Source organism: Chitinophaga oryzae, from assembly GCF_012516375.2.
GTDB lineage: Bacteria > Bacteroidota > Bacteroidia > Chitinophagales > Chitinophagaceae > Chitinophaga > Chitinophaga oryzae.
Genome location: NZ_CP051204.2, coordinates 1,725,299 through 1,745,060, shown reverse-complemented (window position 1 = coordinate 1,745,060; position 19,762 = coordinate 1,725,299). Strand labels below are relative to the sequence as shown.

Below are 19,762 nucleotides of genomic sequence, written 5' to 3'. Positions count from 1 at the left end.
CAACATGCACGAAAACAAGGAAATAAATGCATTGTTCCACCTGTTGGATGATCCGGACCAGGAAGTATTCGACACTGTCGCCAGCAAAATACTGCTGTACGGCAAAGAAATCATTCCCAACCTGGAGAATTTGTGGGAGAATACCGTGGACGAATCCATACAGGAGAGGATAGAACTGCTGATCCACCGGGTCCATTACCAGGACCTGCAGGCGGCCTTGCGTGCATGGAGCCAGTCGGAGCTACAGGACCTCATGCAGGGCGCTATCCTGGTGGCCCGCTACCAATTCCCCGACCTGGCGCCTTCCCAGATACTGAACGAAATAGAACGCATTAAACGTAATATCTGGCTGGAGCTGAATAACTACCTGACGCCGCTGGAAAAGATCAATGTACTCAACAGCATGATCTACAACTACTTCGGCCTCAAAGGGGAAGAAGTGTCCTACCAGCGGAAAAACCAGTTCTTCATCAACCAGGTGATAGAATCCAAAAAAGGCAATCCCGTTACCAACGGCATCATCTATCAGAGCCTGTGCGCCATGCTTGACCTGCCGGTATACGCGGTGAATATCCCCCGGCAGTTTATCCTCGCTTATTTTGATACCTTCATCGATTTTGATGAACCGATAGATCCGGACGACCAGCGCATCCTGTTTTTCATCGATCCCATTCAGGGACAGATCTATACCCAGCAGGATGTGGACACTTACCTGAAAAGGGTTTCCGTTCCTTCCGTGCCGTCTTACTTCAAACCACAGTCCAACAAACGCATCATCCAGTTCCTGCTGGAGGAGCTGGCCAAATGTTTCCGGGACGACAAAGACGCTTACCGCCAGGATGAGCTCAGCAACCTCGCTTCCCTGCTCGAAGACTAAATCATTTAGGAATTTATTGATTTACGGATTTATTGATTTCGTGATCATTGAGGCGAAATCAATAAATCCGTAAATCAATAAATTCCTAAATAAAAAAGCCGATCGCTAAGCGATCGGCTTTTTTATTCTTGCAAGAATTGATATTATTCAGAAATAATATTCGCTTACTTAGCAGGAGTTGCAGCAGCAGCAGTGTCAGCAGCAGGAGCTTGCTGAGCAGCAGAATCAGTAACCGGAGCTACAACAGCAGCAGAATCAGTAACTGGAGCAACAGGAGCAGCGTTCATTGTGTCTACAGTAGTAGCAGTAGAATCAGTAGCAGGAGTGCTACCACCGTTACAAGCTACGAAGAACATACCAGCTGCGATTGCAAATACAAATACTTTTTTCATTTTAGTTTGTTTTATTTTTTTAAAACCGCGGCAAAGGTATAGAATAATTTCAGAATACAAAATCTATTCATTCCCTTTTTTTACGGCTTATTTTTTCCGGAAAAAGATCTTCACGGGGACGCCGCTGAAGTTGAAGTTGCTACGGAGCTGGTTTTCCAGGTAGTTCCGGTAGGGCGCCTTCACATCGTCGGGCAGGTTACAGAAGAACGCGAATGCCGGCGTGTGGGTAGGCAGCTGTGTTACGTATTTGATACGGATGGGCACACCTCTTACTACCGGCGGGTGATAAGCTTCGATGGCTTTCAGCATCACCTCGTTGAGGCGGGCTGTCTGCACCCTGCGCAGGCGGTTTTCGTACACGTCGAGCGCGGCTTCGATCGCTTTGAAGATACGTTGCTTCTCGATCACGGAAGTGAAGATGATGGGCACGTCGGAGAAAGGCGCCAGGCGGCTTTTCAGTTCTTTCTCGTAGTCGCGGGCGGTGTTGGTGCTTTTTTCCACCAGGTCCCATTTGTTGACCAGCACCACTACGCCTTTACCTTTGCGGGCGGCGAGGCTGAAGATGCTGAGGTCCTGAGCGGTGATGCCTTTTTCGGCATCCAGCAGCAGCATGACCACATCGGCTTCATCGACAGCTTTGATGGCGCGGATCACGGAGTAGAACTCCAGGTCCTCGTTCACCTTCTGTTTACGGCGGATACCGGCCGTATCGATCAGGATGAAGTCTTTCTGGTACATATTGTACCGGGTATGGATGGTATCGCGGGTAGTGCCGGCGATATCGGAAACGATGTTACGGTCGGTGCCTACGAGGGCGTTGAGCAGGGAGGATTTACCTACGTTCGGCTGGCCGATGATGGCGATCTTCGGTACGTCGGCCTCCAGGCTGGGGTCTTCCATATCGTCGGTGATATGGGATACCACGGCGTCCAGGAGTTCTCCGGTGCCGCTGCCGCTCATGGAGGAGAGGAAGAACGTATTTTCGAAGCCGAGGCTGTAGAATTCATTGGCTTCCAGCTGACGCTGGGCGTTGTCCACTTTATTGACAACCAGGTACACCGGTTTGGAGGTACGGCGCAGCAGGTTGGCCACTTCTGTATCGAGATCGGTGATACCGGTAGACACATCTACCATGAAAATGAGTACGTTTGCCTCATCCATGGCCACTTTCGCCTGTTTGCGGATTTCCCGCTCAAAAACATCATCACTGTTGGTCACAAACCCGCCGGTATCGATCACGTTGAAGGATTTGCCGTTCCAGTCGGCGATACCGTACTGACGATCGCGGGTAACACCGCTCTGATCGTCCACGATAGCGCGGCGCTGTTCCAGCAAACGGTTGAACAACGTTGATTTGCCCACGTTCGGGCGGCCCACTATAGCTACTGTAAATCCAGCCATTTTAAATTAATTACGAATTACGAATTACGAATTACGAGTTTAATTGCGAATTACAGATGACGAACTACCTCTTCATTCGTAATTCGTCATTTGTAATTCGTAATTGGTTTAGTACCCGTATTCTTTCAGGTACAGGTCATTGTCCCTCCATTTGCCGCGTACTTTCACAAACAGTTCGAGGAACACTTTGCGTTCAATGAATTTCTCGATGTCCTGTCTGGCCAGTGTGCCCAGCTCACGGATGGACTTGCCTTTCTCTCCGAGAATGATGCCTTTCTGTGTATCACGGGTAACGATGATCTCCGCCGTTATCTTGGTCAGTGTTTCCTTTTCCTGGAACTGGGTCACGATCACGGTGGTATGATAGGGGATCTCTTCTTCAAACAGCTGGAAGATTTTCTCCCGGATCATTTCCGCCACGAGGAAGCGTGTAGACTTGTCCGTGAGGGTATCGTCCGGATAGAAGGCGTTGCCTTCGGGGAGCAGCGCTACGATCTCCTGCATCAGCTCTTTGATGTTTTTCTGCTGACGGGCGGAGATTGGCACTACTACTTTGGCTTTGCCCCAGGCCCTGGCTTTCTCCAGCAGCGTGTCCATGTCTGCTTTGGAGAGGTTGTCCATTTTGTTGAGGATGAGGATGGCCGGTACTTTGAGCCGCAGGGAGTCGAACAGTTCGAGGTTCTCTTCCAGCGAGTCTTTCGCGTCCATGATGAGCAGGGCCACGTCTGCGTCTTCCAGTGCGGATTTCACCGCACCCATCATTTTCTCGTGCAGTTTGTATTTCGGATCGATGATACCCGGAGTGTCCGAGAATACGATCTGGTAACCTGGCTCGGTGATGACACCGGTAATGCGGTGCCTGGTGGTTTGCACTTTGGGGGATATAATAGCCAGCTTTTCGCCGATGATGGCGTTGAGCAAGGTGCTTTTCCCCGCGTTGGGCTTACCGAATATGTTTACAAAACCTGCTTTGTGCATGACGATCTAATAATAAAGGCTGTGCTGCTTTTTCTCTACTCAAACTTACGGAAATAAAAAAAGCCGAATTTCTTCGGCTCTTTCTGGTCTCTTTACCAGCGCTGATGCGCTCTTTTGTAGCGAGGAGCGGATTCGAACCACTGACCTTCGGGTTATGAGCCCGACGAGCTACCTCTGCTCTACCTCGCAATGAGGGTGCAAAGATAGTATTAATTTCATTTGCACCAAAACTTTTTTAAAAGAAATTTAAAAAGCCAACCATAACTGGTTGGCTTTCATATTGGAATGCATGTACATTTTAGAAGGGCAGATCATCGGCGGGTTGTTCTTCCACCAGTTCCTGTTCCGGGACAGCCGGGACTTCTACAGGGGCAGGGCGGCGTCTTTCCTCGTCCTTACGGCTGAGCAGCTGCATGTGGTACACCCGGAGCCTGACGGCCGCGGCGGGCTGGTCCGTCCGGGTAATATACCCTTCCACCCTGGGGCCGCCTTCCACATATACCAGTGTACCCTGATGCAAATGGGCCGCCATCACCTCCCGGTTCCATAAAGAGCAGTCCACCCAGGTGGTGCGTTCTTCCAGCACCCCTTCGCGGTTACGGAAACGCTCGTTAACGGCCACCGGAAAATTAAGCACCACATTGCCGTTCACTTCTTTTCTGACAACATCCCGGCCCAGGTAGCCGATAAACTGTAGTTTAATCATCTCATAAAGATTTAATGGTTAAAAATGAATACAAGATGATTGAGAGAAGCGTAAAAGGAAATTAAGGAATTTTTTGTTTCACGCAAAGAATTATCACGCAGAGAATTATAAGAGAGCAAAGCGGCAAACGGCCTTTTGTTTATTGTTTAACGTCAGGTCCGCTAAGAAAGCAAAAAGGCGAAAGATGTTTTTTTATGCTACCTTTGTGCCTTCGCAGGGACTTACTTATTCCCCTGCCATATATGGGGTGCCTTACTTTTCAGGCTGAGATCACACCCACAGAACCTGGACCAGGTAATGCTGGTTAGGAATTTAAAAAAAGAAAACAGACATACTAAAAATGAAACAGCTGATGTTGCTGGTGCTGCTGTCCATGGCAGGCACTTTACATGCACAATCCCTTGTTACTGGTACCGTTACCAGTAAAACCAACGGTAAGCCACTGGAAGGCGTTACCATCTCTGTGAATCAAACCGGCGCCTTAACAGACAGGCAGGGGCACTACGCTATCCATCTCCCTAAAAAAGGACATTATACGCTGCAGGCCAGCTATATCGGGTACAAATCACACGCTGTTACCCTCCAGGCCGGCAACGGCGCACAGATGGCGGACATCACCCTCGAAGAGACCGGTCTGCTTGTAAAACCGGTAGAGATCAGCAGTCTCCGCGCCGGTAAAAACGCGCCGTTCGTCAACAGCACGCTCACCGCCGCCGACATCAAAAAAGGCAATCTCGGTCAGGACCTGCCCCAGCTGCTGGACCAGCAGCCCGGCGTAGTCACTAACTCCGACGCCGGCACCGGCATCGGTTACACCGGCATGCGCGTGCGTGGCTCCGATATCACCCGCATCAACGTCACCGTCAACGGTATCCCCATCAACGACGCGGAATCACAAGGCACCTTCTTCGTGAACATGCCCGACTTCGCCTCCTCCGTCAGCAGCATCGAACTGCAACGCGGTGTGGGTACCTCCACCAACGGCGCCGCCGCTTTCGGCGCCACACTCAACCTCAGCACCAACGAATACCGCGAGAAAGCCTATGGCGAAATCAGCAGCAGCTACGGCTCGTTCAACAGCTGGAAAAATACCGTCAAAGCCGGTTCCGGTCTCATCAACGACCACTTCACCATCGACGCACGCCTGTCCAAAATCAGCTCCGACGGCTACATAGACCGCGCCACCTCCGACCTGCGCTCCTTCTATACTTCCGCCGCTTACATATCGCGCAAAACGGCCATCCGCCTCAATGTTTTTTCCGGTAAAGAAAAAACCTACCAGGCCTGGAACGGCGTGCCCGAAGCCATGCTTAAAACCAACCGCACCTATAACTCCGCCGGCACCAAAAAAACCGGTACCCCTTACGATAACGAAACAGATAACTACCAGCAGGACCATTACCAGCTGTTCCTCAACCAGGAAATTAATTCCAGCCTGAACTTCAACGTAGCCCTCCACCTCACCCGCGGCCGCGGCTACTACGAAAACTACAAAGCCAATAAGGCCCTCAAAGATTATGGTCTGCCTCCATACAACCACAACGGCACGGTCATCGATACCACCGACCTCGTGCAGCAACTATGGCTCGATAACTACTTCTATGGTAGCGTGTTTTCCGTCAACCGTACCGGCGAAAAATTCAACTGGAGCCTCGGCGGCGGTTGGAACCGCTACACCGGCGACCACTACGGTAAAGTGATCTGGGCTAAAGCTGGCATCGATAAAGACCACGAATACTACCGCTACCCTGCCGACAAAAATGACTTCAACATCTATTGGAAAGGAGAATATAAAATCACGGAAGCGCTGCGTGTCTTCGGCGAACTGCAATACCGCAACATCGCCTACAACATGGACGGCTTCGAAGCCGCCCCCACCTACATGCCGCACGTGAAGTACAATTTCTTCAACCCCAAAGCCGGCGTGACTTACTATCTCAGTCCCGCCAGCCGCGTATTCGCCTCCATCGCCATCGCGAACAAAGAGCCTAACCGCGTAGACTTCGAATCCAACTACGGCGTAGCCGAACCCAAACCGGAAATGCTCCGCGACGTGGAAGCCGGTTACTCCTGGAGCAACAACATTGCGTCTCTGCAGGCCAACTTGTATTATATGAACTACAAAAACCAGCTGGTGCAAACCGGCCAGCTCACCGACGTAGGCGCCTATGTACGCACCAACATCCCGAAAAGCTACCGTATGGGCGTAGAAGTAAGCGGCAACGTAAAACTGGGCAATATCTTCTCCGTAGCAGCATCCGCCGCACTGAGCCAGAATAAAGTGCTGGACTACAACGCCATCTCTTACGACAGCAACTACGTAACCCATACCCAAACCTATAATAAAACAGATATCTCCTTCTCCCCCGCTTTCGTCGGCGGCTACATGTTGACCGCCCGTCCGCTGAAAAACCTGACCATAGACCTGATCGGCAAATACGTCAGCCGCCAGTATATGGACAACACCTCCAGTAAAGCCGGCAGCCTCGATCCATATTATGTGAACAACCTGAGGTTCAACTACGTAGTGCCGCAGCCGTTATTCCGTGAGCTGGGCGTGCAACTGCTGCTCAACAATATTTTCGACGCGAAGTATGAGCCGAATGGAAGTACCTACAGCAGTTATGACCTGAAGCAGAACAGGGTAGTGTATGACAGTTATTATTACCCTATGGCAGGGTTTAACTTTTTTGTAGGGGTGAATGTAGGGTTTTAAGCTCCTGTTACAACATTAAAATTAAACAGGCCTTCTCAAATGAGAAGGCCTGTTTGATTTTAATGAGACGGCAGCGTCTCGATATGCTTATGTAGGAGAATCGCTGAGATAAGGAACAATAAATGGTAAACTATGATTGTCGCGGAATATTGCCTCTTTCTTTTAAGTGACCACCGATCAAATCGCTTCATCAGTTTTTTGTTATTCGCCACAGTAAAATGAAATCCAAAAAACACAAGGGCCAAAAAGCTCACGGCCAGATGAGCATCCAGATAGTAATTATCCCACCACTTTCTGTTGAAAAACAATAAAGCGACAAAACTATACAGACAGTTGAATGTTAACAATACCGATAACACGAAATGACCAGCAGCCGATCGGTAGGCGGTATTTGAATCTTTTGACCAATAGTGGTGAAGTTTAAATGAAATGTAAAATAGAAGGTCAATTGTGAGCTTGTACCCAATCCTGGACACGGTAAATTAGAGATTTTGGGCGTTTTGAGCTTGTACCCAATTCTGGACACGGTAAATTAGAGATTTTGGGCGTTTTGAGCTTGTACCCAATTCTGGACACGGTAAATTAGAGATTTTGGGCGTTTTTATGTCTTTCAACGACCTCGTTCGGCGTTAGGTTATTAAGCGAACTGTGGGGGCGAAAATTGTTATACTCCCAGCGCCAATGTTCGATTTTCTCCTGGGCATCCTCAAGGGATAAGAACCAGTTCACATTCAGACACTCATCCCGGAAGCTACCATTGAACGATTCGATAAAAGCATTATCAGTGGGCTTTCCGGGCCGGGAGAAATCCAAAGTTACGTTATTTTCATAAGCCCATTTGTCAAAATCTTTGCTGATAAATTCACTCCCGTTATCAACCTGGATTCGCCGGGGAATGATATTTTTTTGACGTTTTAAATCTTCCAGAATTTTCACCACATCGATGCCTTTTATCGATTGCCCAACCCCGATTGTCAGGCATTCGCGACTAAAATTATCCACTAAAGTTAAGGTCCTGAATTTCCGTCCGTCAAACAGCTGATCTGCCACAAAATCCATCGAACAGCACTGGTATATTCCAGTTAAGCCAGGCCGTTCCAACCGATGTGCTGCTGCTTTACTTCTGCGTGGACGCTTACTTCTGAGATTAAGCCCCTCTTCCTTGTAGATACGATGTACGCGCTTACGATTGTCTTTCCAGCCTTCTCTACGCAACAGTATATGAATCCGGTTATAACCATATCTTACCCGGGTCGCGGCAATCTCCCTGATTCGCTGTCTGACCGGCAAATCACTCTTCCGTTTCGATTTGTAATACCACTTCGAACGGGCATACTTCACCACCGAGCACGCACGCTTTACAGCCACCTTATAACTGGATATCAGGTACTGCGCATGTTTCTTTATCTGAATACGCGTTAAACACTTTTTTTTAGCACATCCTGTAACATTTGCTTGTCCAGGCTTAGATCTGCGACAATCTGTTTCAGCTTGAAGTTTTCCTCCTCCAGCTGACGCAATCTCTTAAGCTCGGTGATGCCAAGCCCTCCGTACTTCTTTTTCCAGTTGTAGAAGGTAGCTTCACTCACTCCCATCTTTCGACAAACCTCTTGTACCGCTACCCCTGTTTCTGCCTGCTTCAGCGCAAAAACGATCTGTGCCTCCGTAAATTTGGATTTTTTCATGGCAATTACCTCCTTTTTAAAGTTATCAATAATTGCCCATTTTCTCTAATTTTAAACTGCCCGATTTTTCGGTACAAGGTCAAATACCTTTACCTATACAAAGACCAATCTATTTTACTCATTAGATAAAACATAAAAATCAAATTCGCAAAAATTAAAAATACTAGTGACCAAACAACTAAACCTCCTATAAGCTGCTGTCTTTTAGATTGTTTATCCAATTCTTTAATATATAACTTCCATTTGTCGTTATGCAGAAAAAAAAAGTAGTTAAATATTGTAATTACAACTGCTTGTGTAATTGTTACTAAATTATCGTATCCAGGAATAATATCATGCTTGAATATAATTGAAAAGTATCCTTCCAATGTCATAAGAAACATTATTTCTAGAACAACTACAGATAACATTGCCTTCCACTCACTCCACCATCTAGACGGTGCATTTTCAGCAAATCTATACATCTTATAAAAAAAATAACTATACCCTTTTTTTAACATCATAAACTCAAATTAACCATTATTGCTTTAATGCTCCGAACGGAGCTGTTATAAACCCATCTCCCAATATCTGCTGATTAGCATTCAGCAACTGCTCATAATTATCCGTATAACCTGGCCAACCACCAGGATAAAAAGAATCCACGCCAAAATAAACACCTGCTGCCAGAGGATTATAATACAACCCATAAAGGCCCATACCTAAATTCAATCCCGCTTTTGCAGGATGTGTTGAATTAGGATCATCAGCACCTTTCTTATAATAATTGTCGACGGCTTTAATATCCATAGCCGTTCCTATCGCCAAACTTAACACTCCTCCTACTTTCGCCCACCTAGCAACCTTGTACGTTTTAATACCTGCTTTACTTCCACCTATCCAGCCACTATTATAATATTTAGGACTAAATTTTCTTTGAACTCCATTAGTAATTCTAAATGTACCAGGTAGCGTTTCCAATACAGAAGTGGTATTTCCATATATATAATTTCCTCTGCCGCCCCACGTGTACCAACTTGAAGAAGAAGCTATAGTATTTGCTGTACCACTACTTGATTGATCTGATCCCGAATTAGGGGTAATCGTGACCGGATTTAAACCAATTTCATTATTCTTTGTATCAAAATTAGGCCAGCTAACCTGATTAACAGGTACTACAGAATCACCATTAATATCAATGTACAAAAGAGGATTATTATTAGCATAATGATAAGGAGAAAAATCCTCCGCTAGCTTTGCATATCTGTCAATCTTACCAAATCTCCCTATCTGCGCATCATACATCCTCGCTCCATAATCATACCACTCTAACCCGCTTCCATCCCCAAACTCCTTACGCTGCAACTCTTTTCCATTATACTTCAGCCTATTCTCCTGATACTTACTTCCTGCCAGCGCATTAGAAGATATCCCCGCCATCGTCAGCCCAAAAGGATAATAATGCGTCTCTTCTGAAAGCTTCCCTCAGACAGTAACGTTTTCAACTAAGGTTTCCCACTCAAATCCTTCATCTTTTTGAAGAGTAGGAAATGTGTTGGTTTTTTGATGCCGACATAGAAAATCTATTGGCGATCTGTAACCCAGTGCCTTGTGTGGTCTTTGGTTGTTGTACACCCACATCCAGGCGTTTGAAAGTATTTGAGCTTCCCCCAGGCGGGTAAAACAAAATGCATCCAATACTTCCTCGCGGTAGCTTCTATTGAAGCGCTCCATATAACCATTCTGGAAAGGTTTACCCTTCTGGATGAATTTGAGTTCGACACATCGGATCTCAGCCCATTGAGAGAGTGCTTCAGCAACAAACTCCGGCCCATTATCGACTCTGATCTTTAACGGTTGTCCACGCCAGGCAATCAATTGGTCCAGCTGCCTGATAATACGCTTGCTGGTTAAGCTGGTATCAATAGTGATGTTTAGAGCCTCTCTGTTATAGTCATCGATGATATTAAATGATCTGAAAGTAACACCATTGCTTAGTGTGTCATGCATAAAATCCATGGACCAGGTTATATTAGGTCTGAGAGGCTGTAGCAATGGCTCCATTATTCTTGCTGGTAGGCGTTTTTTATGCTTACGCCTCATATTGAGTCCCATCTCTGTATAGACCCTGTATACCCGCTTGTGATTCCATTTGTGGTTCAGATTACGCAGATAATGGTGCATCATCCAGAATCCCCAGCGATTATGCAATTGCGACAATTCAGATAATTTCTCCCGAATATCTTCGTCACCGTCTGGCAATGGTTTATAATAGTAAACAGAAGGATGGATTTGAAACAATCTTAACGCCTGCCGGATACTCATTTTATGGCTATCACGGGCATAATCCACCAACTCACGCTTATCTGCAGGCGTTAGAGCTTTTTTTCTATGACATCTTTCATTACGGTGATCTGAAAGGCTTGTTCCGCTACTATTTTTTTGTACTGGGCAAGTTCCGACTCCAGATCCTTCAGTTTCTTTAACTGATTGACTTCAAGCCCGGAGTATTTCGACTTCCACTGATAAAATGTCGCCTGGCTTATTCCATGATCACGACAGATGTCGGCTACCGATTTGCCTGATTCCTGGCCATTTAGAATCCCAATAATCTGGCTTTCTGTAAATTTTGATTTTTTCATACCCATTAAATTTAACGATTATTCGATATTTTTAACCGTTACGTTTTAATGGGAAGCTTTCAGAACCTCCTTTACCATTGTAATATCCCCAATGATCCTGTGAAGAAGAATTAAGTAACGGTAACTCATTTTCCCGATTGTAGGTAAGTTTATAGGGTGGATGGCTTCGACCATTACCATCGTACTCAATAACGGAATCCAATCGCAGCTTGTTACCACGGGTATAATAATTATAGTTGAACTGAAACTTACGAAGCCTGTTTTCGGATTTATCCACATAGACAACAGAGTCTACTTTACGATCATCTGTATCCACCCTGCCGGAGTAATAGAACCTGATGCGGAAATCCTTCCCGGTGATAGTATTCAGGTACTGGCCATGAACAGACTGATAGCAGGAAGTATGCTCAGTTCTGTCAGGTACGCCGCCCAATGAATAACAAATTTTCCTCGTCTCTGATACCTCCATCGTTGGAAGTTGGTATAGCCGTTTTTCATAGCTAAAAACAATGGAGTCCCGGCCATCAGGTGAAAGCATTTTAGTAATATACCAGGCTTGCGGACATGACTGCTCACCTTCACTGTAAGTATAGGAAGTTGTCACCACCTCTTCTGCCGTGAATTCATAGACATAACCGTTTTCATCGACGATCTTCTTCGAAAAAGCCGGTAAATCGCTAATCTGCAATTTGGAATAGGGTATGGTCTGGTAGCCATTGGCAAAATGGGCATATCTCCCCGCACGGCCGTTGAAATTGAAAAAATATAAATCAGCCTCTCCATCCTCCAAACCAGTGGCGATCCTTTTAAGATAAACATCACCAGCCTCGGTTGCGCCATAACCCGGCAATGGCTTTCCCTGTTGCTGGATATTATTATAACCGAGACTCTTTTCATCTGCAATACCACGCACAGTCCTCGTTACACAGCCGCCAGCATTCAACGTCCAGCCAAGACCGGTACGGGAAGCTATTTCATCCACCCGGATACCACCTGCATGATAACTTAACGACAAAGGAATTTTTAGTTGCCCGCTTCCTGCGGTGAACAAGGGTATATCTATCGAAGGAATACCTGTATACTGGTTAACCGGGATCTCTCCATAACGTGCCAGGGCCGCAGCATTCGGAGGTGGCGGCGTTGCATAAGAATTGATCTGGGAAACATCACTCTGCGCTTTTGTATCTATACCCACATATAAACACAACAGTACAAGCAGGCATTTTCTTAACAAACACTTCATAGGTAACATAAACTACTTTCTAAAAATCACTTTTAAAAACGATATATCCGGGAACAACTCATAGGTCTGGAAAACGGGTTATCGCTGAATTTTGGTCTTGTCTTTTCACAGATTCGGGTTACACAATACAGATCTAAGGTATGCATTTATAACGTCTTTTCAAAGATTGATTATTGATTATTCTTTATTGACATACCAGTTATCTTTCGCCTCCCGATAGTGCTTTTCATCAAAAACTGGCATATCCATTTTCCCAGCCACCCTTATCAAATCCGGCTGATCATGTGTTATCCAGACAAACACATTACCGGTACTGTCCACATCTAAACCATCTACATGGTACTGAATAAACTTCATGGCTAATTGCTGTTTAAAAACACTGTCCGGATTACTGGCGTCCTTCATCAGATGCGTGCTCGTCCCCACAATTTTTCCGGATACACGGTTAACCTTAACCAGATAAGGACCATCATCCCTTTCATCATAAACAAACAGTATCGACGAATGATCGCTGTGATCTATGCCTCGATTCAATATGTACTTATTTCTGAATGAGGAAAAATCTTCCCTACTATACTTTTCCAGGAATGCCTCACAAGGCGACTTACAACAATCGGCAAAAATAACCCAGGCTGAAAGTGCAGCCAGCAAACCGCCGATATTCAATGATAATTTGGTATTCATGGTAAAATCCAACACACTCCGAAAATAAAAAACCCTCTCCGCATATCACGAAGAGGGTCACTATTTTCCCATCAAGACAACTTTACTTCTCCAGCAATTCCCTTATCGCTTTCTCCACCGCCTCAAACGGAAACCCTTTGATCACCGCGTCCATCTGCGCGGCTATCTGCGCGGTGCACAGGTTACCGATGCTGCCGGCATGGGTGTGTTTCACCTCCCTGGACGGCGAGAAAGTACCATGCTCAATGTCCATGCCTACCTGCTTGTAAGCCTCGCGGAAAGGCGTGCCTTGCAGCACCAGGTTGTTCACCACTTCCACGCTGAACAGGTACTGGTACTTGTCATCATCGAGGATATTTTCTTTGATGCGGATATTCTCCAGCATAAGGCGACTCATATCGATGCAGTCGCGCAGCGTCTGGAAAGCGGGGAACAGGTTCTCTTTCAGCAATTGCAGATCGCGGTGGTAACCGGAAGGCAGGTTGGTGATCATCATGGCGATTTCGTTGGGCAGCGCCTGCAACTTATTGCCATGAGAGCGGATCAATTCCCATACGTCCGGGTTCTTCTTGTGCGGCATGATGCTGGAACCGGTGGTCAGTTCATCCGGGAAGCTGATAAAGCCGAAATTCTGGTTCATGAACAGGCACGCGTCCATGGCCATTTTGGCGATGGTAGCAGCGATGCCGGCCAGCGCGAAAGACACGATCTTTTCAGTTTTACCGCGCCCCATCTGGGCATATACCACGTTATAGTTAAGCGTGTCGAAACCAAGCAAACGAGTGGTCATCTCACGGTCCAGGGGGAACGAAGAACCATAACCGGCAGCGGAGCCGAGCGGATTTTTGTTCACCACTTTATAAGCCCCCTGCAGCATGGTGAGATCATCGACGAGGCTCTCCGCATAAGCGCCAAACCACAATCCGAAAGAAGAAGGCATGGCGATCTGCAGGTGCGTATACCCAGGGATCAGGTGATCTTTGTATGCTTCGCTTTTCTGTTGTAACAGGTCGAACAGCGCTTTCACGGAAGACACCATCATCTGCAACTCGTGACGGAGGAACAGCTTCAGGTCTACCAGCACCTGGTCGTTGCGGGAACGGCCGCTGTGTATCTTTTTACCTACTTCACCCAGGCGACGGGTCAGCAGCAGCTCCACCTGTGAGTGAATATCCTCCACGCCTTCTTCCAGCACAAAATTACCATCCTGGATATCCTGGTAGATCTTCTTCAGCTCCTGCTTCAGGATAGTCAGCTCACCGGCTTCCAGCAGCCCGATGCTTTGCAGCATAGTGATGTGCGCCATAGAGCCCAGCACATCGAACGGCGCCAGGAAGGCATCCATTTCGCGGTCTTTGCCCACCGTGAATTTCTCTACGGCATCCAGCGATGCCTTATCTTTTTGCCACAGTTTCATAAAAAATTTTTTATAGTAAACGCCAACTGCTTAGCGCTCTTTGCTCTCTTAAAAACTTTGCGTGCGCGGGATTACTGGATCATCTCCAATATCCGGATATAACTATCGATACCTGCTTTGATCTCTTCCAGGTAGATGAATTCATCTGCCGTATGTGAACGGGCGGAATCGCCGGGCCCCATCTTCACGGAGGTCGCCGGTATCAGCGCCTGGTCGGATGTGGTGGGTGAACCGTACCACGTCTTGCCCAGCGTGATGCCCGCTTGTACAAACGGGTGCTCCATTGGAATAAAAGAAGGCCGCATCCGCATGGAACGGGGCTTCACCTCGCATTGTACATTGGCACGGATGATCTCCAGCAGCTCTTCCAGCGTGTACTGGTCGGTAGCGCGTACGTCCACGACGAAGCTGCAGTCCGCCGGCACTACGTTGTGCGCCTTGTTGGAGGTGTTGATAACCGTCACGCTCATTTTTACCGGCCCCAAGGTTTCCGACTCTTTAGGGAAACGGAAATCGCGGAACCAGGTAATGTCCGGCAGCGCTTTATACAAGGCATTCTCACCTTCTTCCCGTGCGGCATGGCCCGCCTTGCCGTAAGCCGTGCAGTCCAGCACCATCAACCCTTTTTCGGCGATGGCCAGCTGCGTCAGCGTAGGCTCGCCCACAACGGCGAAGTCGATGGCCGGCAGTTTATCGAGAATACTCTCAATACCGTTGGCGCCGCTGATCTCTTCTTCTGCAGTAGCCGCCAGCACAAAGTTGTACTCCAGGTCGGTGCGGTGATAGAAATGCAGGAAAGTGGCGATCAGGCTTACGAGGCAACCGCCAGCGTCGTTACTGCCCAGCCCGAACAGCTTGCCGTCTTCCACATCCGGACTAAAAGGGTCGCGGGTGTATTGCGGATTAGGCTTCACGGTATCATGATGGGAATTCAACAGGATATTACGTTTGGCGGGATCAAAATGTTTGTTCACCGCCCACACGTTGTTCAAATGCCGTTCGTGCGGTATGTCCATGGCGGTCAGGAAGTCGCTGATCACCTGGGCGGTACCGTCTTCCTCCCGGCTTAAAGAAGGCGTGGCTATGAGCTGTTTTAACAGCGCCACAGCCACGTCATATAATTTTTCGTTCCACATAAACTAGCATATTAAAGTGCCTGCTACCGTATCGGTGGTATTGCTCAGCACATCGTCGGCGTGTCCTATCAGCACTTCCTTCACGCCGTTGTTGATGGCGGAGAAGGCGTTTTCCAGTTTAGGCAGGATACCGGCCGACAGCACCTTGTCTGCCAGCAGCTGCTGGTAGATATCTTTGTTGATCAGGTTGATGACGGCATTGTCATCATTAGGATCATGCAGCACGCCTTTTTTCTCGAAACAGTAGATCAGCCTCACCTGGTAGCTGGCAGACAATGCTATAGCCAGCGAAGCGGCGATGGTGTCTGCATTGGTGTTCAGCATCTGGCCGTTACCATCGTGGGTAAGCGGGGCAAATACCGGCGTGAGTCCTGCTTCCAGCAAAGCTTTCAACGCGGTTGTCTGCACCATCTCCGGCTTTACATCGCCTACAAAACCGTAGTCGATTTCTTTCACCGGCCTTTTGGTGGCCGGGATGATGTTGGCGTCTGCGCCGGTAAGCCCGATGGCGTTGCATTGCGCAGCCTGCAGTTTAGCTACCAGCTGCTTGTTCACCAGCCCGCCATATACCATGGTCACCACGTCGATCGTAGCGGCGTCGGTAATACGACGGCCATCTACATATTTAGACTCGATGCCCAGCTGATCGCCGATACGGGTGGCGATTTTACCGCCACCGTGTATCAGTATCTTTTTACCGGGGATGGTGGCAAACTTCTCCAGGAAAGCCTGCAGCAATACCGGGTTATCAATAACGTTTCCGCCTACCTTGATAATAAACAGGTCAATCATGATTATCCTTTCAATATTTCGCTTAATACCGCCTGGGCAGCCCATACACGGTTGCCCGCTTCAGGGATCACGATGGACTGAGGCCCGTCCAGCACTTCGTCCGCAATCACCACATTTCTTCTCACCGGCAGACAGTGCATTACTTTGGCGGTATTGGTGTGTTTGAGTTTATCGTTGGTCACCATCCAGCTGGGGTCAGTGCAGGTGATCTTACCATAGTCCCTGTAGGAAGACCAGTTTTTCACATACACGAAGTCAGCGCCTTCCAGGGCTTTGTCCTGGTTGTATTCGATACGGGCGTTGCCGGAGAATTTTTCGTCCAGCTCATACCCTTCGGGATGAGCGATCACAAAATCCACTTCGCCCCATGCGTTCATCCACTGGGCGAAAGAGTTGGGAACGGCCTGCGGCAGCGCTTTTACGTGCGGTGCCCAGGTCATCACCACTTTCGGCTTGCGGGGCTGCTGCCAGTTTTCCTTGATGGTGATCACATCGGTCAGGCTCTGCAAAGGATGCAGGGTAGCGCTTTCCAGGCTCACCACCGGTACGCCTGCGTATTTAATGAACTGGTTGATATATTTCTCCGTATAGTCTTCTTGTTTATCTTTCAACCCCGGGAAGGTGCGGATAGCCAGTATATCGAAGTACTGTCCCATTACGGCGGCAGCTTCTTTTACGTGTTCGGTGGTATTACCATTCATCACTACCCCGTCATTCATCTCCAGCGCCCATCCTTCTTTATCGATGTTGAACACCACCGCTTCCATACCCAGGTTTTTAGCAGCTACCTGTGTACTTAAGCGTGTTCGCAAACTGGGATTCAGGAAGATCATTCCCAACGTTTTGTTTTTTCCCAATTCCTTATCGATGAAAGGATCTTTCTTGTAGTTCATGGCAATGTCCACCAACCGCGGGACACTGGGCACATCTGCTGTTGAAATAAATTGCTTCATTATTGCTATTTGACTTCTTTTCTAAACGCTTCCAAAAACTGATCTGCATGGGCTTTGGTCAATGCCAGGGAAGGCAGCAACCGAATCACGTTCGGCTTGGCTTCTCCGGTAAAGATCTTATGAACGCCCAGCAGGTTCTTTCTTACATGGGCCAGTTCTTCCGGCATCTCGATACCGATCATCAGACCGCGGCCCCTTACTTCTTTTACCTGGGAGAACTTCCGCAGCTCTTCCATCAGGTAAGCGCCTACGCTGGCGGCGTTGTCGATCAGCTTTTCGCTTTCGATCGTTTCCAGTACCGCGAGGGCTGCTGCACAGGCCAGGTGGTTACCTCCAAAAGTGGTGCCCAGCATACCATGTACTGCTTTGAATTTCGGGGAGACGATAATGCCGCCTATCGGGAAACCGTTACCCATGCCTTTTGCCATGGAATAGATATCAGCATCCACACCGGCAAAATCGTGGGAGAAGAATTTACCGCTTCTGCCATAACCGCATTGTACGGAGTCAGCGATAAAAACGGCGTTGTGCGCATCGCACAGGCTCCGGATCTTCCGCAGGAAAGACTCGCTGGCTACGTTGATGCCGCCTACGCCCTGGATACCTTCAATGATAACAGAAGATACTTCATGTTGTTTAAAAGCGGCTTCCAGTGCAGCTTCGTCTTCCCATGGCAGGAACACTACATTGTCGGTCTCGTTCACCGGCGCTACGATCTTCGGGTTGTCGGTGGCTGCCACGGCGAGGGAAGTCCGTCCGTGGAATGCTTTGCGGAAAGCGATCACTTTCTTTTTACCGTTATAGAAAGACGCCAGTTTCAGCGCGTTCTCGTTGGCTTCGGCGCCGGAGTTGCACAGGAACAGCTGATAGTCGGCTTTGCCGGACACTTTGCCCAGCAAGGCAGCCAGCTCTTCCTGCAGCGGCATCTTCACGGAGTTGGAATAGAAGCCTACCTTATGCAGCTGGTCGGTCAGCCTTTTTACATAGTGCGGGTGGGTATGACCGATGGAGATAACAGCATGACCGCCGTACAGGTCCAGGTATTCGGTGCCTTTATCGTCCCATACGTTGGAACCGGCGGCTTTGTCTATAATGATATCGTTTACAGGATAAACGTCGAAAAGTTTCATGATGTCGGAAAAAATTGAAAATGATAAAAACGGTTAGAACACGATGGACTTCAGTCTGAGTCCGGCCGTTTCATCCAGTCCGCACATAAGGTTCATGTTCTGTACAGCCTGACCGGAAGCACCTTTCACCAGGTTATCTTCGATGGAGTGGATCACCAGTTTGTCGCCCACTTTCTCGAGTTGCAGCAATACCTTGTTGGTATTCACTACCTGCTTCAGGTCGATCTGCTTTTCGCTGACATGCGTAAAAGGATGACCGGCATAGTAGTCTTTGTACAACTGCACCGCTGCTTCCAGCGTCAGGTCGCTCTGCAGGTAAGAGGTGACCCAGATGCCTCTGGGGAAATCACCGCGCACCGGTACAAAGTTGACCGTTTCCGCGAAGCCGGGTTGCAACTGTACCAGGCTTCGTCGTATTTCTTTCAGGTGCTGATGGTTCAGCACTTTATAAGTGGAGATATTGTTAGCCCTCCAGGTAAAGTGGGAAGTGGCCTGCAGGCTCTGGCCGGCGCCGGTGGAACCGGTGATGCCGGTGGTATGTACTTCTTTCAGCAGACCGGCTTTGGCCAGCGGCAGGATGCCCAGCTGTATGGCCGTGGCAAAACAACCGGGATTGGCGATATTATTCGCCTTTTTGATTTCTTCCCGCTGCAGTTCCGGCAGCCCGTACACAAATTCCCGTCCTTTAACGCTTTCGCCTAAACGAAAATCCTGACTGAGGTCTATTATTTTCACATGCGGAGCAACGTCTGTTGCTTCCAGGAATTTTTTGGATTCCCCGTGCCCGAGGCAGAGGAACATTACGTCTATATCGTTGCTCAGCTCGGCGGTGAAAGACCTTTCTGTCTCGCCCAGCAAGTCGGCATGTACTGCGTACAACGGATTGCCCGCATTACTACGGCTATGCACAAACGAAATGGATACGTCCGGATGGTTCAGCAATAACCGGATCATTTCTCCGCCGGTATAGCCTGCCCCACCAACAATGCCTGCCTTTATCCTTTTATCATTTGCCATGGTTGCGATGCTGA

At 48.2% G+C, this 19,762-nt stretch carries 19 protein-coding genes and 1 tRNA gene; 2 read left to right on the top strand and 18 right to left on the bottom strand.

Annotation, left to right across the window (positions count from 1 at the left end; all coding sequences use genetic code 11):
- Positions 1-4: 4 nt before the first annotated feature.
- A complete protein-coding gene (locus HF324_RS07290; protein ID WP_078671929.1) occupies positions 5-877 on the top strand; it encodes a transglutaminase-like domain-containing protein in 873 nt (290 codons plus the stop codon).
- A gap of 164 nt (positions 878-1,041) precedes the next feature.
- On the opposite strand, the gene HF324_RS07285 is transcribed toward HF324_RS07290, so the two are convergent.
- The 5 genes from HF324_RS07285 to HF324_RS07265 all read right to left on the bottom strand — a co-directional run bounded on the left by HF324_RS07285 (position 1,042) and on the right by HF324_RS07265 (position 4,354).
- Positions 1,042-1,329 carry a hypothetical protein gene (locus HF324_RS07285; protein ID WP_220100695.1) on the bottom strand — a complete coding sequence of 96 codons (288 nt, stop codon included), beginning with the start codon at positions 1,327-1,329 and terminating at the stop codon, positions 1,042-1,044.
- A gap of 27 nt (positions 1,330-1,356) precedes the next feature.
- Positions 1,357-2,670, bottom strand: a complete 1,314-nt coding sequence (gene der, locus HF324_RS07280; RefSeq protein ID WP_168862200.1) for a ribosome biogenesis GTPase Der — start codon at positions 2,668-2,670, stop codon at positions 1,357-1,359.
- A gap of 108 nt (positions 2,671-2,778) precedes the next feature.
- Entirely contained in the window at positions 2,779-3,648 is an 870-nt protein-coding gene (era, locus tag HF324_RS07275; RefSeq protein ID WP_168810916.1) for a GTPase Era, read from the bottom strand.
- 117 nt (positions 3,649-3,765) lie between these two features.
- Positions 3,766-3,837: transfer RNA gene (locus HF324_RS07270), tRNA-Met, on the bottom strand.
- Positions 3,838-3,946: 109 nt separating this feature from the next.
- Entirely contained in the window at positions 3,947-4,354 is a 408-nt protein-coding gene (locus HF324_RS07265; protein WP_168862199.1) for a single-stranded DNA-binding protein, read from the bottom strand.
- Between the two features lie 340 nt (positions 4,355-4,694).
- On the opposite strand from HF324_RS07265, the gene HF324_RS07260 reads away from it, so the two are divergent.
- A complete protein-coding gene (locus tag HF324_RS07260; RefSeq protein ID WP_168862198.1) occupies positions 4,695-7,070 on the top strand; it encodes a TonB-dependent receptor in 2,376 nt (791 codons plus the stop codon).
- Between the two features lie 582 nt (positions 7,071-7,652).
- Here HF324_RS07260 and HF324_RS07255 read toward each other — a convergent pair.
- The 13 genes from HF324_RS07255 to argC all read right to left on the bottom strand — a co-directional run bounded on the left by HF324_RS07255 (position 7,653) and on the right by argC (position 19,748).
- A protein-coding gene (locus tag HF324_RS07255; protein ID WP_168802981.1) for an IS3 family transposase occupies positions 7,653-8,755 on the bottom strand; the annotation gives its coding sequence in 2 pieces (ribosomal slippage) (positions 7,653-8,489 and positions 8,492-8,755; 1,101 coding nt in all).
- Positions 8,756-8,844: 89 nt separating this feature from the next.
- On the bottom strand, positions 8,845-9,258 hold the full coding sequence (locus HF324_RS07250; RefSeq protein ID WP_168810910.1) for a hypothetical protein: 414 nt from the start codon (positions 9,256-9,258) through the stop codon (positions 8,845-8,847).
- Between the two features lie 16 nt (positions 9,259-9,274).
- A complete protein-coding gene (locus HF324_RS07245; protein WP_168862197.1) occupies positions 9,275-10,174 on the bottom strand; it encodes an RHS repeat-associated core domain-containing protein in 900 nt (299 codons plus the stop codon).
- Positions 10,175-10,219: 45 nt separating this feature from the next.
- Positions 10,220-11,086: an IS3 family transposase gene (locus HF324_RS07240; RefSeq protein WP_220100703.1), complete on the bottom strand. Its 867-nt coding sequence runs from the start codon at positions 11,084-11,086 to the stop codon at positions 10,220-10,222.
- Between the two features lie 23 nt (positions 11,087-11,109).
- Positions 11,110-11,376: an IS66 family insertion sequence element accessory protein TnpA gene (tnpA, locus tag HF324_RS33360; RefSeq protein WP_168804560.1), complete on the bottom strand. Its 267-nt coding sequence runs from the start codon at positions 11,374-11,376 to the stop codon at positions 11,110-11,112.
- A 31-nt stretch (positions 11,377-11,407) separates the two neighbouring features.
- Positions 11,408-12,628 carry a hypothetical protein gene (locus HF324_RS07235; protein ID WP_168862196.1) on the bottom strand — a complete coding sequence of 407 codons (1,221 nt, stop codon included), beginning with the start codon at positions 12,626-12,628 and terminating at the stop codon, positions 11,408-11,410.
- Positions 12,629-12,796: 168 nt separating this feature from the next.
- Entirely contained in the window at positions 12,797-13,303 is a 507-nt protein-coding gene (locus HF324_RS07230) for a hypothetical protein (RefSeq protein WP_168862195.1), read from the bottom strand.
- Between the two features lie 82 nt (positions 13,304-13,385).
- On the bottom strand, positions 13,386-14,720 hold the full coding sequence (argH, locus tag HF324_RS07225; RefSeq protein ID WP_168862194.1) for an argininosuccinate lyase: 1,335 nt from the start codon (positions 14,718-14,720) through the stop codon (positions 13,386-13,388).
- Between the two features lie 71 nt (positions 14,721-14,791).
- Positions 14,792-15,856, bottom strand: coding sequence for a M20 family metallo-hydrolase (locus tag HF324_RS07220; RefSeq protein WP_168810889.1), 1,065 nt, complete (start codon positions 15,854-15,856; stop codon positions 14,792-14,794).
- 3 nt (positions 15,857-15,859) lie between these two features.
- Positions 15,860-16,648: an acetylglutamate kinase gene (gene argB / locus HF324_RS07215; protein ID WP_168862193.1), complete on the bottom strand. Its 789-nt coding sequence runs from the start codon at positions 16,646-16,648 to the stop codon at positions 15,860-15,862.
- 2 nt (positions 16,649-16,650) lie between these two features.
- Complete coding sequence (locus tag HF324_RS07210; protein ID WP_168810885.1) at positions 16,651-17,601, bottom strand: N-acetylornithine carbamoyltransferase; 951 nt, start codon at positions 17,599-17,601, stop codon at positions 16,651-16,653.
- Positions 17,602-17,606: 5 nt separating this feature from the next.
- A complete protein-coding gene (locus HF324_RS07205) occupies positions 17,607-18,731 on the bottom strand; it encodes an aspartate aminotransferase family protein (RefSeq protein ID WP_168810883.1) in 1,125 nt (374 codons plus the stop codon).
- A gap of 33 nt (positions 18,732-18,764) precedes the next feature.
- Positions 18,765-19,748, bottom strand: coding sequence for an N-acetyl-gamma-glutamyl-phosphate reductase (gene argC / locus HF324_RS07200; RefSeq protein ID WP_078671910.1), 984 nt, complete (start codon positions 19,746-19,748; stop codon positions 18,765-18,767).
- Between the last annotated feature and the right edge of the window lie 14 nt (positions 19,749-19,762).

Coding starts and splice junctions, on each gene's coding strand:
- HF324_RS07290 (WP_078671929.1), top strand. CDS start 5: ATGCACGAAAACAAGGAAATAAATGCATTGTTCCACCTGTTGGATGAT.
- der (WP_168862200.1), bottom strand. CDS start 2,670: ATGGCTGGATTTACAGTAGCTATAGTGGGCCGCCCGAACGTGGGCAAA.
- era (WP_168810916.1), bottom strand. CDS start 3,648: ATGCACAAAGCAGGTTTTGTAAACATATTCGGTAAGCCCAACGCGGGG.
- HF324_RS07265 (WP_168862199.1), bottom strand. CDS start 4,354: ATGATTAAACTACAGTTTATCGGCTACCTGGGCCGGGATGTTGTCAGA.
- HF324_RS07260 (WP_168862198.1), top strand. CDS start 4,695: ATGAAACAGCTGATGTTGCTGGTGCTGCTGTCCATGGCAGGCACTTTA.
- HF324_RS07250 (WP_168810910.1), bottom strand. CDS start 9,258: ATGATGTTAAAAAAAGGGTATAGTTATTTTTTTTATAAGATGTATAGA.
- HF324_RS07245 (WP_168862197.1), bottom strand. CDS start 10,174: ATGGCGGGGATATCTTCTAATGCGCTGGCAGGAAGTAAGTATCAGGAG.
- tnpA (WP_168804560.1), bottom strand. CDS start 11,376: ATGAAAAAATCAAAATTTACAGAAAGCCAGATTATTGGGATTCTAAAT.
- HF324_RS07235 (WP_168862196.1), bottom strand. CDS start 12,628: ATGTTACCTATGAAGTGTTTGTTAAGAAAATGCCTGCTTGTACTGTTG.
- HF324_RS07230 (WP_168862195.1), bottom strand. CDS start 13,303: ATGAATACCAAATTATCATTGAATATCGGCGGTTTGCTGGCTGCACTT.
- argH (WP_168862194.1), bottom strand. CDS start 14,720: ATGAAACTGTGGCAAAAAGATAAGGCATCGCTGGATGCCGTAGAGAAA.
- HF324_RS07220 (WP_168810889.1), bottom strand. CDS start 15,856: ATGTGGAACGAAAAATTATATGACGTGGCTGTGGCGCTGTTAAAACAG.
- argB (WP_168862193.1), bottom strand. CDS start 16,648: ATGATTGACCTGTTTATTATCAAGGTAGGCGGAAACGTTATTGATAAC.
- HF324_RS07210 (WP_168810885.1), bottom strand. CDS start 17,601: ATGAAGCAATTTATTTCAACAGCAGATGTGCCCAGTGTCCCGCGGTTG.
- HF324_RS07205 (WP_168810883.1), bottom strand. CDS start 18,731: ATGAAACTTTTCGACGTTTATCCTGTAAACGATATCATTATAGACAAA.
- argC (WP_078671910.1), bottom strand. CDS start 19,748: ATGGCAAATGATAAAAGGATAAAGGCAGGCATTGTTGGTGGGGCAGGC.